At 72.9% G+C, this 15256-nt stretch carries 12 protein-coding genes; 7 read left to right on the plus strand and 5 right to left on the minus strand.

Annotated features, from left to right (window positions below; all coding sequences use genetic code 11):
• Positions 1–1137: S16 family serine protease (locus ACZ60Q_RS13560; protein ID WP_469632808.1), on the plus strand; the 1137-nt coding region annotated here is incomplete at its 5' end.
• A gap of 127 nt (positions 1138–1264) precedes the next feature.
• Here the strand turns inward: ACZ60Q_RS13560 and ACZ60Q_RS13565 are convergent.
• On the minus strand, positions 1265–2017 hold the full coding sequence (locus ACZ60Q_RS13565) for a polysaccharide deacetylase family protein (protein WP_469633804.1): 753 nt from the start codon (positions 2015–2017) through the stop codon (positions 1265–1267).
• A gap of 539 nt (positions 2018–2556) precedes the next feature.
• On the opposite strand from ACZ60Q_RS13565, the gene ACZ60Q_RS13570 reads away from it, so the two are divergent.
• A complete protein-coding gene (locus ACZ60Q_RS13570; protein ID WP_469632811.1) occupies positions 2557–3039 on the plus strand; it encodes a MarR family winged helix-turn-helix transcriptional regulator in 483 nt (160 codons plus the stop codon).
• An 81-nt stretch (positions 3040–3120) separates the two neighbouring features.
• Here the strand turns inward: ACZ60Q_RS13570 and ACZ60Q_RS13575 are convergent, their stop codons facing one another.
• Positions 3121–3915: a hypothetical protein gene (locus ACZ60Q_RS13575; RefSeq protein ID WP_469633806.1), complete on the minus strand. Its 795-nt coding sequence runs from the start codon at positions 3913–3915 to the stop codon at positions 3121–3123.
• A 365-nt stretch (positions 3916–4280) separates the two neighbouring features.
• On the opposite strand from ACZ60Q_RS13575, the gene ACZ60Q_RS13580 reads away from it, so the two are divergent.
• Genes ACZ60Q_RS13580 through ACZ60Q_RS13600 form a run of 5 tightly spaced genes read left to right on the plus strand, consistent with a single transcriptional unit; the run spans position 4281 to position 10378 of the window.
• On the plus strand, positions 4281–7556 hold the full coding sequence (locus ACZ60Q_RS13580) for a sensor histidine kinase (RefSeq protein WP_469633809.1): 3276 nt from the start codon (positions 4281–4283) through the stop codon (positions 7554–7556).
• Positions 7553–8044 carry a roadblock/LC7 domain-containing protein gene (locus ACZ60Q_RS13585; RefSeq protein ID WP_469632814.1) on the plus strand — a complete coding sequence of 164 codons (492 nt, stop codon included), beginning with the start codon at positions 7553–7555 and terminating at the stop codon, positions 8042–8044. Before ACZ60Q_RS13580 ends, ACZ60Q_RS13585 begins: the two co-directional genes overlap by 4 nt.
• Positions 8041–8454, plus strand: coding sequence for a DUF742 domain-containing protein (locus tag ACZ60Q_RS13590; protein ID WP_469632817.1), 414 nt, complete (start codon positions 8041–8043; stop codon positions 8452–8454). The genes ACZ60Q_RS13585 and ACZ60Q_RS13590 overlap by 4 nt, the downstream gene beginning before the upstream one ends.
• Positions 8435–9085, plus strand: a complete 651-nt coding sequence (locus tag ACZ60Q_RS13595) for a GTP-binding protein (protein WP_469632819.1) — start codon at positions 8435–8437, stop codon at positions 9083–9085. Before ACZ60Q_RS13590 ends, ACZ60Q_RS13595 begins: the two co-directional genes overlap by 20 nt.
• 57 nt (positions 9086–9142) lie before the next feature.
• On the plus strand, positions 9143–10378 hold the full coding sequence (locus ACZ60Q_RS13600; protein ID WP_469632822.1) for a styrene monooxygenase/indole monooxygenase family protein: 1236 nt from the start codon (positions 9143–9145) through the stop codon (positions 10376–10378).
• Between the two features lie 62 nt (positions 10379–10440).
• Here ACZ60Q_RS13600 and ACZ60Q_RS13605 read toward each other — a convergent pair whose 3' ends face one another.
• The 3 genes from ACZ60Q_RS13605 to ACZ60Q_RS13615 all read right to left on the minus strand — a co-directional run bounded on the left by ACZ60Q_RS13605 (position 10441) and on the right by ACZ60Q_RS13615 (position 15255).
• Entirely contained in the window at positions 10441–11808 is a 1368-nt protein-coding gene (locus tag ACZ60Q_RS13605; protein WP_469632824.1) for a C40 family peptidase, read from the minus strand.
• Positions 11809–11970: 162 nt separating this feature from the next.
• Positions 11971–14865 (minus strand): outer membrane protein assembly factor BamB family protein, encoded by a 2895-nt coding sequence (locus ACZ60Q_RS13610; protein ID WP_469632827.1) that lies wholly within the window; start codon positions 14863–14865, stop codon positions 11971–11973.
• 102 nt (positions 14866–14967) lie between these two features.
• Positions 14968–15255 carry a hypothetical protein gene (locus ACZ60Q_RS13615; RefSeq protein WP_469632830.1) on the minus strand — a complete coding sequence of 96 codons (288 nt, stop codon included), beginning with the start codon at positions 15253–15255 and terminating at the stop codon, positions 14968–14970.
• Position 15256: the final 1 nt, after the last annotated feature.

Here is a 15256-nt window from a genome sequence, read left to right on the forward strand (position 1 = left end):
GACCACGGGATTCCTCGATGTCTCCAGGGGCACACCGTTCGTTGGAACGTGTACCGGCCGGAAGGTCAGACCTTCCGAGGGGGTGTCTGTTCCCTGGAGGTCGAGCTCGACCTCAGCGACGTGGTCTTCCTCGCCACCGCCAACGTGATCGAAGCCATCCCGGAGGCACTGCTCGACCGTATGGAGCTGGTCCGCCTCGACGGCTACACCGAGGACGAGAAGGTCGTCATCGCCCGGGACCACCTGCTCCCGCGCCAGCTGGAGCGGGCCGGACTGGAGGAGGACGAGGTCGCGCTCGAGGAGTCGGCGCTGCGCAAGCTGGCCGGCGAGTACACCCGCGAGGCGGGTGTACGGAATCTGGAGCGGGCGGTGGCCCGACTGCTCCGCAAGGTCGCGGCCCAGCACGAACTGGGCGACCGCGAGCTGCCGTTCGCGGTGACCGACGCTGATCTGCGCGGCCTCATCGGGCGTCCGCACCACGTGCCCGAGTCCGCCCAGGACCCGGCCGGGCGCCGCACCGCGGTGCCGGGCGTGGCCACCGGACTCGCGGTGACCGGGGCGGGCGGTGACGTCCTCTTCGTCGAGGCGTCGCTCGCCGACCCGGAGACCGGCGCGTCCGGACTGACCCTGACCGGTCAGCTCGGGGACGTCATGAAGGAGTCGGCGCAGATCGCGCTGAGCTTCCTGCGGTCGCACGGCGCGGAGCTGGAGCTGCCGGTAGCGGACCTCAAGGAGCGGGGTGTGCACATCCACTTCCCGGCGGGCGCGGTCCCCAAGGACGGCCCGAGCGCCGGCATCACCCTGACGACCGCCCTGGCCTCGCTGCTCTCCGGGCGCCTCGTCCGTACGGATGTGGCGATGACCGGTGAGGTGTCGCTGACCGGGCGGGTGCTGCCGATCGGCGGCCTCAAGCAGAAGCTGCTGGCCGCCCACCGGGCGGGCATCACCACCGTGGTGATCCCCCAGCGCAACGAGGCCGACCTGGACGACGTCCCGGCCGAGGTGCTGGAGAAGCTGGACGTCCACCCGGTCACCGACGTCCGCCAGGTCCTGGAGATCGCCCTCGCCCCGGCTTCGGCCGGTCCCGGGGCCAGGACCGAGGAGGGGACCGAGGCGAGGATCCCGGCCGCGGCCTGACCGCCGAACGGCCCGTCCCGACCGGACCCCTTCCCGCGACGGACCGCATCCCGAACGGACATCCCGAACGGACCGCATCCCGAGGCGACGGGGGCGGGCCGTTCGGTCCGTGCGCTCTCCGGACCGGTCAGGGGCGGTAGATCGTGCCCGGCTCCGGGACGGCCGGGGCCATCAGCTCGGGGACGGTCACGAAGGTGTAGCCGTCCTTCTGGAGGGCGTCGATGATCCCGGGCACGGCGGGGACGGTGCCCTTGTAGATGTCGTGCAGCAGGATGACGCCGTCCTTGCTCGCCTGATCCAGGATCCGCTTCTTGATCAGCGCGGAGTCGTTCGTCGAGTAGTCCTTGGCGGTGGCGCTCCACAGGACCTGGGAGAGCCCCAGGTCCTTGCTGATGTCCGAGACCGTGTCGTCGGTGCGGCCCTGCGGCGGGCGCATCAGCCGGGGCCTCTTGCCGGTGATCTTCTCGATGGCCAGCTGCGTCTTCTCCAGCTCGGCGCGTATCTCGTCCGGCTTCTGGTCGGTCAGGACCTTGTGCGTCCAGGTGTGGTTGGCGACCTCATGGCCCTCGTCCTCGATGCGTCGCACCGTGTCGGGATGCTTGATGACGTGGTGTTTGCCCAACAGGAAGAAGGTGGCGCGCGCCTTCTTCTCCTTGAGGATGTCCAGCAGCCTCGGGGTGTCCTTGCCCGGTCCCGCGTCGAAGGTCAGGGCGATGCACTTGGCCTTGCGGCAGTCCACCGACCCGAATGAGCCCTTGGCGTCGGAGGCCGCCTCACCTCGTGCCGAGCCCGGCGCCGTGGTGTCCATCGAGCAGCCGCTCAACGTCAGTGTGAGCGCGGTCACCAGCGCCGCGGTCAACCCCACCTTGGTCAACGGCATCTTTGTGGACACGACACATCACTCCTCTGTGCGGGAAATCCCGCACAGGTGTGCGGTACGCCGAGGACTATACATCGTGCGTATACACGGAGTTCATAGTGGAGGTCCGGGACCGCGGAAGCCCCGGCCGATGGGCAGCTCGCCGGCTGTCGTGCCGTACCGGGTCGCCCGCGGCGGTCGGTGGCGCCGAAGCCCGCGTTGTCGCGGGCGGGATGGGGTGGGGCCCGGCCTTCCGGGCGCGCCGGGTGTGCGGGACGTGTGCGGTGCGCCGGATCCGCGCACAGGCGTGAGCGCGCCTCCGGGGCGGGGTGGGGCCGGGAGGGCTGTGGCTGCGGGTGCGGAGGTGGGCCGGGCGCATGAAATGGTGTGCCCATGTCATCAGTCCCGCCGCCGGTGACGCGACGCACGTAGACCCGGGGGGTGGAAGAGGGCCGGGCCGCCGCCGTTGGTCTGCTCCTGCGAAATACTGACCGAACCGCGGCGTTGACCGGTCGCGGAAGAGACTTTCATCGGCAGGAAACCGTACGAGGGGTACTGACGTGCGCGGGAACGACAGCGAGCCGGAGCCGGGCGCGACGGACGGAAGTGGTGTGGACCACGAATTTCTGGCCTTGGAACGCGAGTTGGCCGTGTTCCTGCGGCGGGCGCGCGCCACCTCGGGCGATATGGCCCGGGAGGTCCACCCCGAACTGGAGCCCGCCGCCTACGGTCTGCTCGTCCGGCTGGAGGCGGCGGGCCGGCAGCGGGCCACCGAACTGGCCGCCTACTTCGGCGTCGGCAAGGCCACCATGAGCCGCCAGCTGCACTCCCTGGAGAACCTCGGGCTGGTGGCCCGCGAGCCCGACCCGGCCGACGGGCGGGCCTGGCTGGTCCATCTCACCGACGGCGGTCTGGCCCGCTTCCGCAGCGTCCGGGACGCGCGCCGGGGGCGCTACGTGAGCAAACTGGCCGACTGGGACCGGGCCGAGGTCGCCGAACTGGCCCGGCTCCTGCACCAGCTGAACGCCCGCGCCGAGAGCTGACCGCCGGGGCGGTCGCGCCCGCCGGGATCCGTAGGGCTGCCGCCGCGCTCGCCGCGAGCCGCTCTGCCGCCCGTCGCGTGCTCAGTCCAGCTCCACCAGGAGCGCCGTGGCGTCGTCGTGCGTCTTGCCCTGCCGCAGCCGTACGCGCCCGGCCTCCGCGTCGGCGTCCTCCAGCTCCCGCACCCGGTCGATCAGGCCCTGCGGCCCCGCCTTCCGCAGCAGCTCCAGCGCGTCCCTCCAGTCACCCTCGCCGAACACCTCCGTCCAGCGGGCCGCGCCGTCCGTGAGTGCGGCGAGGGCCCTGACGCCGGACGCCGGGGTGTTGCCGGTCACCGCGCGCGCCGCCACCGACGGATCCGCGGCGGCGGTGAAGAAGCCGCCCTCCTTGTTGCGCGCCGTGGAATCGGCGATCTCGTTCGAGGCGAGCGACTCCGGCGGCAGTCGGTCCAGCCGGTCGTCGAGGACCGCCCGGACCGTGCCGTCGCGGGACTCCATCAGCAGCGCCGAGTCGGACAGCACCAGGTGTTCGATCGCGCGTTCGTCCCAACGCGCCAGCACCACGGTCGACTGAGGTGTGCGCACGTGAGAAAGGTCACAGGTGGTTCGATGCGTGTCGGCTGTACGGGAGATGGCCTCGGCCAGAACCTCGGTCAGCGTCAGGTCGGGTCGGGAACCGGACAGTTCCACCAGCGCACCGCCCAGCCGTGCGGTGAACCACGGGACCGAGTGCACGCAACCGTCGTCCCCCCGTGGTGGGGTGACGCCGTCGAGCAGGACCAGCACACCACCCTGGCCGGACGCGGGAAGGGCCCCGGAGGCCCAGTCCTCGTTGGGGCGTTCGGGGCTTCCGGGCGCGGTGGCGAGTTCGATGCGCATGCCGTCAGTCTGCACGAGCCCTTCACCTTCTCCGTACGCGACCGGAAACGGCCTGTACCAGCAGGTCAACGGTGGGCGCACGGGGTGGAGGGGGGCGGCTCCGGACCGATGCGGGCGGGCATCCTGCCAAAGGCGGAGCGGAAGTTCCACCCCATGGTCCACGCATGGTCAGGGGCGCACCAGGGGAGACTTGTTCGCCAACTCAAGAGTGATGTTCACTCCTTCGAGTGGCGGAGCGGTTGATGCGCGCCCCCCTCTCAAAAGCGCTGGAATGGTCAGAAGCCGTACCAGGAGCGGGGCGCCCTTCCATGTGACCGTGCGTCACCTCCGCTTCAAGGGTGGACGAGTCAAGATTGCGAGCACCGGTGCAGAAGAAGCGGCCGCGGAGCAAGGGCACGACGCGCGACGGTTCCGGGGCGACGCCTCCGGCACCCGATGCGGACAGGCGGACCGTGCGGGTGCGCAGCCGACTGGTCGCCGGAGTCGCGGTCGTCGGCGTCATCGTCCTAGCGGCGGGCGCCCCCGCCGTGCTCGGGGCCTCCGCCGATCTGACCGAGTCCCAGCGGCTGGTCACCCTCGCCGAGCTGAATCAGCAGGCGGTCACCCTCGGGCACTCCCTCGCCGATGAGCGTGACGCCATCTCCGCGTACATCGCCGACGGCCGGGACGAGGGTGCCGACGACAACGACGGCGCGAAGAACCGCACCGCCCGCACCACCCGCGTCGACCAGCAGATCGACGAGATCCACGAGGCGGCCTCCGCTGCGCTGCGCCGCGACCTCTCGACGGTTCCCTCGCTGCGCCGCTCCGCGCTGACCGGCAAGGGCTCGGCCCTGGAGGCGCACCAGGCGTACTCCGACATCATCGCCAAGCTGCATGGCATCGCCGCCGAACTGGCGGAGAAGACCCCGCCGCGCGCCGCCGACGCCACCCGGGCCCCGCTCACTCTCGGCGGCGCGTCCGAACAGGCCTCCGCCACCCGTGGGCTCCTCCTCGCCGCGCTCGCCGTGCCGAGCACCGGGCCGACGGCTCGGACGGACCCCTTCACCGGGCTCCCCGTGGCGACCCGGGACGAGGGCGACACCCGGTTCGACCGCGAACGCGACGAGCTGAGCGCCGCCGCCCAGCAGGCCCGCGTCCGGGAGCTGGCCGCGCTGGCCGACTTCGACCAGGCGGCGGACCCGGAGGCCCGCGACAAGCTCTCCGCCACCGTCACCGGATCCGAGGTCAACGACGCGGAGAAGCACCTCACCCGCCTCACCGACCGCCCCGAGCTCTCGGAGGCGGAGCGCGGGATCAGCCCCCAGAAGCTGGAGGCCGCGCTCTCCGCCCGCGTCGACCGGATGCGGAGCGTCGAGTCGGCCCTGACCACCGGCCAGGTCCAGCACTTGGAGGGACTCCGCGACGACGATGTCACCGCCCTCGAACTGAGCATCGCCCTGCTCGGCGGCTGTTTCCTGCTCGCCGTCGGCGTCTCCACCGCCGTCGCCCGTACCCTCACCCAGCCGCTCGCCGTCCTGCGCATCGGCGCCGCGCGCCTCGCCGAGGACCCCGAGGGCGCCGAGCCGGTCCGCTACACCGGCCGCAACGACGAGTTCGCCCAGGTCGTCCGGTCGATGAACTCCCTGCACGGCAGGCTCACCACCCTGCACCAGGACCTCGGCGGACGCGTCGACAGCCTCACCGGCGAACGGTCCAAGCTGGTCGCGGGCCGTGAGACCCTCATCGCCCAGCGGGCCGAACTCCAGACGCGGGCCACCGAGCTCGCCACCCAGCTGGAGCAGCTGCGGAACACGGTCAACCACACCTTCGTCAACCTCTCCCTGCGCACCCTCGGACTGGTCGAGCGACAGCTCGGCGTCATCGAGGGCCTGGAGGAGCGCGAGCAGGACCCGGAGCACCTGGCCACCCTGTTCAAGCTGGACCACATGGCCACGGTCATGCGCCGCCACAGCGAGAACATGCTCGTCCTCGCCGGCGCCGAGCACGGCCACGGCCACGCGGGGCCGATCCCGCTGGTCGACGTGGCGCGCGCGGCCGTCAGCGAGATCGAGCGGTACGAGCGGGTCACCATCCAGTCCCTGCCACCGCACGCCCAGATCGCCGGGTTCGCCGCCGATGACCTCAGCCACCTCCTCGCCGAACTCCTGGAGAACGCGACCTCCTTCTCGCCGCCCGACTCCCATGTCGAGCTGTCCGGCTGGCTGCTGGAAAGCGGCGAGGTGATGCTCTCCGTGTCGGACGCGGGCATCGGCATGTCGTCGGTCCGGATGGGCGAACTCAATGCCAGGCTGGCTGACGCGGCCTCGTTCGAGCCGGGGGAGCGGCACGTCGATATGACCGGGGCCGGACTCGGCCTCCAGGTCACGTCGTTGCTGGCCGCCCGCCACGGAGTGCGGGTCCAGCTGCGCGAGCAGAAGGGGAGTGGTGTGACGGCCGTCGTCGTTCTGCCGAGCGCCCTGCTGCCCAACTCCCTGCCCGCCTCCTCACCGCCCGCCGTGCAACTGCCCGGTGACGCGCCCACGCTCAACCTGCCGGGCTCGGTGGCGGAGGCGAACTCCAACGCCCTGCCCAGTCGTTCACCCCTGCCGCCCTCGGCGCCCGGGCCCGGGACGCCCACTGAAGCGGAGCCGACGCCGGGCCCGGCACCGACTCCGGAGCCCGAGGCGGCGTCGGACCCGGTCGCGGAGAACGCCCCCGAGACGGCTGGCCGGCCCCTGGCCGCCGTCGACCCGCTGATCATCGCCGCCGAGCGGACGATCCGCGAGAGCGCGGCGGCCGAGAACGCAGTGGCCGAGAACGCAGTGGCCGACGAGGACCCGGAAGCCACCGCCGTACCGCCGCAGGAGCAGGAGCAGGACGCGAGGCAGCCGGTCGCCGAGAACGGGACCGGGACCAAAGCCGGGTCCGGGGCCGAATCCGGGACGGAAGACGGGACGGAAGGCGGGGCCGAGACCGAGGACGGGGCCGGAGTCGAGTCGGACTCCGAGATCACCATCCAGGTCCGGCTTCCGAAGCCTCCTCCGGCCCCGGCCGGCCCGACGGCCCCGGTGGTACCCACGGCTCCGGACGTCCCGGCAGTGCTGGACACCCCTGCCGTGCCCGCCGCCGTCGACCCGTACGCGATCGGCCCCGACCGCCACGAGCGCCCGGCCGAGACCGGCCCGGGGGGCCAGGACCCGGACGGGCCCGCGTTCCGCCCCGCCCCCCACGCCGAAGCGGCCTCGACCCCCGCCGACACCGTTCCCGGCCCCCGCCGCCCGGAGGCCGGGCGGATCACCGACAAGGGGCTGCCGAAGCGCACCCCCAAGGTGGTCCGGCCCGACTCGACCCCCGCCCCCGGACGCCCCGGTAGCCTCGACCGGGACGCCCTGCGCCGTCGGCTCGGCAGCTTCCACCAGGCGGCGAAGGAGGGCCGGCGCGACGTCGAGGCGGAGATCGCCGAGACCGGCGGCATCACCGTCGCCGACCCCGGGGGCGTACCCACCGGGCGTACGGGGCACCCGACCACCACCGCACACGCCACAGGCGCCGCACAGGACGCACCTGACGCAAGGACCGCACGGACCGCCGAGACCGGCGGCTGGGCGGACGGCCGGAACGAAGAGACGGGGGACACAGTCGAGGAGGCACGCAGTTGACTGCGCCCAGCACATTCGGGCTGAGTACCGAAGCCCGGAACCTTCACTGGTTGCTGAGCAATCTCGTGGAGGAGGTGCCAGGGGTCCACTCGGTCACCGTCGTCTCGTCCGACGGCCTGATGCTGCTCTCCTCCGACCCCGGCCATCTGACCGCGAAGGCGGCCGGACCGGCCGCCGGAACGTCGGACGGGCCCAAGGGATCCAGCGCCGACCTGGCCACGATCGTCTCCGGCATCGGTTCGCTGACCGTCGGAGCCGCGAAGCTGATGGACGGCGGTGGCGTCAAACAGACGATGGTCGCCATGGACGAGGGCAGCGTCTTCGTCATGTCGATCAGCGACGGCTCCCTCCTCGGCGTCCACGCCGCCCCGGACTGCGACATGAGCGTCGTCGCCTACCACATGGCCCTCTTCGTCGGCCGGGCCGGACACGTACTCACCCCCGAACTCCGCAGTGAGCTGCGCACATCGATGGAGAGCGCCCTGTGACCACCGCCGCGGAACCCGCCCCCCGACTCCCCGTCCGCGGGGCGGACAAACGCCCCGCCCGGGTCCGCCCATACTCCCTCACCGGCGGTCGCACCCGGTTCGGGCACGTCCTGCTGGTCGAGACGTTCGTCGCGGCCCTCGAAGCACCCGACGAGCGCCGCGAGCTCACCAACGGCAACCTCGCCTCGCGAGTGATGCCGGAGCTCCGGGCCATCGTCGAACTCTGCCGCCGGATGCGTACGGTCGCGGAGATCTCGGCCCTGTTGAAGATGCCGCTCGGAGTCGTCCGGGTGCTGCTCAGCGACTTGGCCGACCAGGGAAAGATCCGCGTGTACGGAACCGGCCACGGCGCCGGCCAGCCCGACCGCGCACTGCTCGAAAGGGTGCTCAATGGACTCCGCCGTCTCTGAGGCGCCGCTCTTCGCCCCGCGCCAGCCGGGGCCCCGGGAACAGGCCGAGGAGTCCCTCCAGGCCTGGCAGCTCGACCACACCCGCGCGCCCACCGCCACCAAGATCGTGGTGGCGGGCGGATTCGGCGTCGGCAAGACAACGTTCGTCGGCTCGGTCTCCGAGATCACGCCGCTGCAGACCGAAGCGCTGATGACCCAGGCCAGCGAGGAGACCGACGACCTCACCGCGACGCCCGAGAAGACCACCACCACCGTGGCCATGGACTTCGGCCGGCTCACGCTGGAGGACGACCTCGTCCTGTACGTCTTCGGCACCCCGGGCCAGCAGCGCTTCTGGTTCATGTGGGACGACCTGGTGCGCGGGGCGATCGGCGCGGTCGTCCTCGCCGACACCCGGCGCCTGGAGGACTGCTTCCCCGCGCTCGACTACTTCGAGAGCTGCGGGCTGCCGTACATCGTGGCCGTCAACCACTTCGAGGGGACGCCCGGTTACGAGGCGGAGGACGTCAGGGAAGCCCTGACCGTACCCCCGCGGGTCCCGATAGTGATCATGGACGCTCGTCACAGGATCACGGTGGTCGAGTCGCTCCTGGCCCTTGTGGGCCATGCTCTCGACGCCACCCCCGCATAGCCCGGCGGCTCCGCACGGAGCGGCGGAGCGCTGGATCACACACAACGGAGAGCCGCGATGCGGAAGATACTCATAGTCGGAGCCGGCCAGTCCGGGCTCCAGCTGGCCCTGGGGCTTCAGTCCAGAGGCTACGAAGTCACCCTGATGTCCAACCGCACGGCCGACGAGATCCGCACCGGCCGGGTCATGTCGACGCAGTGCATGTTCCAGACCGCGCTCCAGCACGAGCGGGACTACCAGCTGAACTTCTGGGAGTCCCAGGCCCCGAGGATCGAGGGCCTCGGTGTCTCCGTCGCCGCCCCCGACTCCTCGCGCGCCATCGACTGGGTCGGCAAACTGGACGGCTTCGCCCAGTCCGTCGACCAGCGCGTGAAGATGGCCGGCTGGATGGAGACCTTCGCCCAGCGCGGCGGTCAGCTCGTCATCCACGGGGCGGCCGTCTCCGACCTGGACTACTTCGCCCGCATCTACGACCTGGTGATGGTCTCGGCCGGCAAGGGCGAGCTGGTCTCCATGTTCGGCCGGGACGCGGCACGTTCGCCGTTCGACGCCCCGCAGCGCGCGCTGGCCGTCGCCTACGTCCACGGCATGGGCCCACGTCCCGAGCACCCGGAGTTCGACGCGGTCCGCTGCAACCTGGTCCCGGGCGTCGGCGAACTGTTCGTGATGCCGACGCTCACCACCTCCGGCCGCGCCGACATCCTCTTCTGGGAGGGTGTCCCGGGCGGACCGCTGGACACCTTCCAGGGCATCAAGGACCCCTCCGAGCGCCTGGCGAAGACGCTGGAGCTCATGGAGAAGTTCACACCCTGGGAGTACGCCCGTGCCACCAAGGTCGAGCTGACCGACGCCAACGGCACCCTCGCCGGCCGCTACGCCCCCACGGTCCGCAAGCCGATCGGGCGGCTGCCCGGCGGCGGACTGGTCCTCGGCGTCGCGGACGTCGTCGTGGCCAACGACCCGATCACCGGCCAGGGTTCCAACTCGGCCTCCAAGTGCGCGAATGCCTACCTCGACTCGATCGTCGAGCACGGCGACAAGGAGTTCGACGCGGAGTGGATGCAGTCCACGTTCGACGGTTACTGGGAGACCGCGCAGCACGTCACGAAGTGGACCAACGCGATGCTCGGCGTCCCGCCGGAGCACGTGCTGAACCTGATCGGCGCGGCCGGTCAGCTCCAGCCGGCCGCGGACCGCTTCGCCAACGGGTTCAACGACCCGGCGGACTTCGAGAACTTCTTCTACGAGCCGGAGAAGACGAACGCCTACCTGGCCTCGCTCACCGGAGCCTGAGCGCCCGCCCACCGCTTCGGCGGCCGGACCCGCACCGCCGGTCCGGCCGCCGGGGTCCAGGTCTACGGAGTGGCGTCCGGTGCCGCGTCCGTGCCGTACCCGGTGTCCGCGCCGTCGCGTGCGCCCTCGGGCAGCTCCGGGGGCGTGTACGTGGACAGTGGGGTGCCGCCGGGGTCGGGCCGGACGGCGCCCAGCAGTGGGTTCGACGCGAGCGGCGAGACCTTGACCGTCGTGCCGGGGCGGGGCGCCTGCACCACCAGGCCGTTGCCGATGTACAGCGCCACGTGGGTCGCCTTCGGGAAGTAGATCACCAGGTCCCCGGGGCGCAGCGCGGAGACCGGCAGCCTGGGGAGCTGCCTCCACTGTTCCTGCGAGGTGCGCGGGATCGTCCGCCCCGCCGCCGACCAGGCCTGGGAGGTGAGCCCGGAGCAGTCGAAGGAATCGGGGCCCTCGGCCCCCCACACGTACGGCTTGCCGATCTGCCGGACCGCGTACGCGACGGCGTCGCCGCCCTGCCGGGTGGGCGGCCGGGTGGAGCTGAGCGCCCCGGAGGCGACCAGGTCGCGCTGCGCCTCGTCCACGCCCCGCTGTTCGAGACCGGCGAGCTGGGTCATCTGTTCCTCGGAGAGCGTGGCCAGCAGCCCCTCGACCTCCTTCAGCCTGCCGCGGACGGCGTCGCGCTGCTTCTTCTGCCGGTGGGCCAGCCTCTTCTGCTGGTCCAGCGCCTTGCGGGAGGCGGCGGCCAGCGTGTCGGCCCGGCGTGCGTGGTCGGTCAGCCGGTCCACCGTCGCCGCGCGGTTCGCGGCCAGCCGCCCCACGACATGGGTCTGGTCCAGGGCCCGCAGCGGATCACGGGACAGCAGCAGCCGGAGGTACGCGGAGAACTCGGTACGCCCCTGGTACTGCTCCCTGGCCAGGCGCCCGGCGTCCCCGCGGCTGAGCTCCAGCGCGGCCCGTGTCTTCGCCAGGTCGGCGTTCACCTTCTTCACCTGCGCGGTCCGCTGCTTCAGCTTCTCGGCGGTGGCGTTGTAGGCCTCGCTGGCCTCCTCCGTCGCCTGGTAACGGGTCCGCAGCTCGCGCAGCAGGGCGGCGACGCTCCTGGGCGCCTCGGGTGCGGCGAGAGCCGTCTCGGCGTCGACCTCCGCCGCGTCCGGATCGGCCGCGCCGGGGGACTCCTCCGCAGGGCCCTCCGCGTCCGCGGGACTCACCGGATCCTCTAGGCCCGCAGCGTCCACTGGATCCTCAGCGCCTTCTGCGTCCTCCGTGCCGGTGGAGTCCGCGGAGTCCGTCCCGGCGGCCTCCTCGGCGAGCGGTGCGGATTCCTCGGACGGTACGGGGCCGGGCTCGGCCGGCACGGCGGTGGCGGGGGAGACCGTGAGCGCCGCGGCCAGCGAGGCCGTGCAGACCACGCGCAGGAGTCTGCCTGACACGACATCACCTCCGTGACGGAGACGCGGCCCGGCTACGGGCTCGTCCCTAAATGGGCGAATCCGATCATCGGGTCACGTGTGGTCAGGTGACGCAAGCACCGGGCGGCGCGCCGCCCGGGGGACCCCCCGGACGGCGGTGGTGAGGAAAGGGGGGCCGGGGCCTCAGGCCACCGGGAAGGCGTAGAAGGACCTGTCCCGCTGGACGACGACGGTCTTCCCGGCGGCGAGCGCCCGGTACGGCGCGCTCACCGTCGCCCCCTTGGGGTCGGCCGACCCGATGTCCTGGAACTTCCACAGCCGCTCGCCGTCGGCCGCCGAGAACGCCGTGACCTGGACGGCGTCGGCGGCGATCAGGGTCTTCCCGCTGCCGCTGAGCGTGAGCGACGGGGCGTTCCCGATGCCCGGCACCTCCGTGGAGCGCCGCCACACGAGCCGGCCGCTCTCCCGTTCCACCGCGCCGACCAGCCGGCTGCGCTCGGTGGTGTGGATCAGGTGTCCGGCGGCGAGTGGGGTGCCGAACACCGAGCCGTCGCCGCCCTCGACGCGCCACAGCGGCTTCGCCGTGTCCGTCTCGAAGGCCTGGAGGTCCTTGCCGACCGCCGCGTACAGTGTCCCGTCCTCATCGCCCGCGGTGGCCGCCTCGGGGGAGGCCGCCCCGTACTGCTTGGTCCACAGCAGCTTGCCGGTCTTCTGGTCGAACGAGCGGATGGAGCCCTTCCCCTTGGCCGCCTTGACCTCGGCCGCCGTCAGGCTGACCGCTTCCTGCCGTACGAGGACGTCGGAGGAGCGTTCCACGACCACCCGGTAGGCAGGCGTTCCCGGGGCGCGGCCCGCGGGTACGGGAGCCCGCCACAGCTCCTTGCGCCGCACGGTGTCGTACGCGAAGAAGTAGGCCTGGACGACTTCCTTGTCCTTGCTCTTCTTCTTGCCCTTCTTCGGCTTCGGGGCCTTCACGGTGACCGTGTGCGAACCGGGGAACCAGATGACCGGCCCGGAACTCCCGGCCAGCCGCCCGACGGCGAGCCCCGGCAGGTCGCCGAAGGCGTCCGTGTAGCGCACGCGGTGCACGACCTTGCCGTTCTTCGGCGACAGCCACAGGAACTCCGTCGGGCTCGCCACGAAGACCAGATCGGCGCCCGCCTCCAGTGCGGCCTGCCCCTTCGCCGCGTCCGCGCGCTGCCACAGCCGCTTGCCGGTGCGCAGGTCCACGGCGCTCGCCTGGCTCTCGCTGGTCACCACGAGAAGCCTGTCCCGCCAGACGGCGGTGGTGAGCGGGGACGACTCGGAGGCCGGGTGCGCGTAGATCCAGCGCGGCTCGGGGGGCTGCCCGGGGAGCGTGCGGCGGGGCTTCGGCGCGGGCTTGTCGTCCGTCGCCACCGCGGTGTCCCCGGACCCGAGAGCGGCGACCGAACCGCCGCCCACGATCAGCCCGCCGACGGCCGCCGCCGCGATGGTCAGCAGGGTACGACGGCTCGCGGCGGGGTCGGGCGCGGGGGCCGGCGCGGGAGGCAGTGGCAACGACACCATCGGGCCCCTGCCCATGCCGCCGGGACCGGCGGACCCGGCGGGGAGCGCCGCCGCGGGGTACGGGGCGGGCCCGCCGTGCGTAGGGCCCGGCCGCTGCGGGGCGCCGGTCGCGGCGGGCAGGGCGGGATGCGGGGCGGGAGGCCCAGGACGGCCCGCCGGGACGGAGGCGGTCCCCGGGGGTGCGGTGAGTTCGTGGGGGAGGGCGAGCTGTGTCGTCGGGCGGTCGTTCTGCGGCGGTCGCGGCCCGGTGTCGAGGAACCGGGTGGTGCCCCGGTCCTCCCCGGTGGCCCCCTCGCCCGCCGACATGGGTGCGGCGGCGGGGTCCCGCGGCGCGGGCACTGCCACCGGCCGGGCGTCCTGCGGTTCCTGGGGCGCGGGGCTTCCCGCGGGCTCCGGGGCGGCGGAGGTCTCCACCGGCGCGGCGGGCGTGTCCACCGGCGGCGTGTCCACCAGCGGTGCGTCCACCGGCCGGGCGTCCTCGGGCTCCGGGACCGCCGGGCCTTCCGCGGGCTCCGGGTCCTTTGCCGCGACAGGAGTAGGCGCCTTCTCCGGAGTCCGCCGGTCCCTCTCCAGCGGCTCCGGGTCCTCCTCCGATGTCGCCGGTTCCTCCTCCGGCACCTCCAGGGCCAGGACCCGCGCCTCCTGGTCCGCGACCGCCGCCGCGAGCCGTTCGGGGAGCCAGCCGCCCCGGGCGAGGCCCGCGGCGCCCTCCAGGGCCAGTTCGGCGGCGACCGTGCCGGCGGTGGGCCGTTCGGCCGGGTCCTTCGCCAGGCAGGCCGTGATCACCTCCCGCAACGCCTGTGGTACGCCGTCGAGTTCGGGCTCGTCCCCGGCGATCCGGCGGGCGGCCTCCTCGGCCGGGCCCTCCGTGAACGGGGTCGTCCCGGTCGCCGCGTACGCCAGCAGCAGGCCCAGCACGAACAGGTCGGAGGCGGCGGAGACCTCCTTGCCCTCGATCTGCTCGGGTGTCAGATAACCGAGCCGCACCGAGAGCTGGCCGCCCGGCCCGGCCTGGGCCGAGGCTGCCGCGCCCAGCGGGCCGAAGGCGGTGAGGCGGGGTCCGTCGGCCGCCAGCAGCACCGTGCCGGGGGCCAGTCCCTGGAGCACGGCCCCGGCGGCGTGCACCCGGGAGAGGATCTCGGCGATGCCCGCGCCCAGTATCCGCAGGGACCGCTCGCCCAGCGGACCGGCGATCCCGATCGCCTCGGCCAGTGGCAGCGCGGGGACGTAGACCGCCGCCGTCCACAGGGGTTCCGGCCCGTCCGCCGGGACCTCCGGCTCATCACCGGTGTCCAGGGGCGCGGCCACCCAGCCGCCCGCGAGGCGTTCGGCGGTCCGCGCCTCGGCCAGGAAGCGGCGGCGGAACGCCGGTAGGCCGGCCAGCCCGGGGCGCGCGGCGGTGATGAGGGCCATCTCGCCGGAGGCGGTGTCCCGCGCCACGTACCGCACCGCGCTCGCACCTTCGTGGAAGCGGGCCAGCGCGGTGAAACGGCCGAAGCGGCGTGGATCGTCCTGACGCAGCGCCTCCATGGCGCACCCCCTTGTGACCGTCCGACGGCGACCGGGTGACCCGTCCTCCGGCGCCTGACCGTCGATCTTAGGGCCTGCGCCCCACGGACGGTCGCCCGCCGCTCAGTCGCGGCTCGGGGAGCTCGGGGGAGTCCTGGACCAGGGCCACTTGAGGGTGCGGTGCTCGCGGCCCCCGGGGGCGTACTCGTACACCCAGCCGCGCTGGAGCCCGAGCCGCTTGGTGTAGCCGGCCGGGACCCGCGCGTAGGCGTACACGGTGGCGGGGCCGCCGTCGGGCGAGGGCACCGGGACCTCGTACCACTTCGGCGGATGGCCGGTCGGGCCGAGCAGGACCGGCAGGACCCGGCCGTCCAGGGGGCCGCCTCGGAAAGGGGTGTTCTCGCTCTTCACC

Source organism: Streptomyces sp. NPDC104313, from assembly GCF_055583985.1.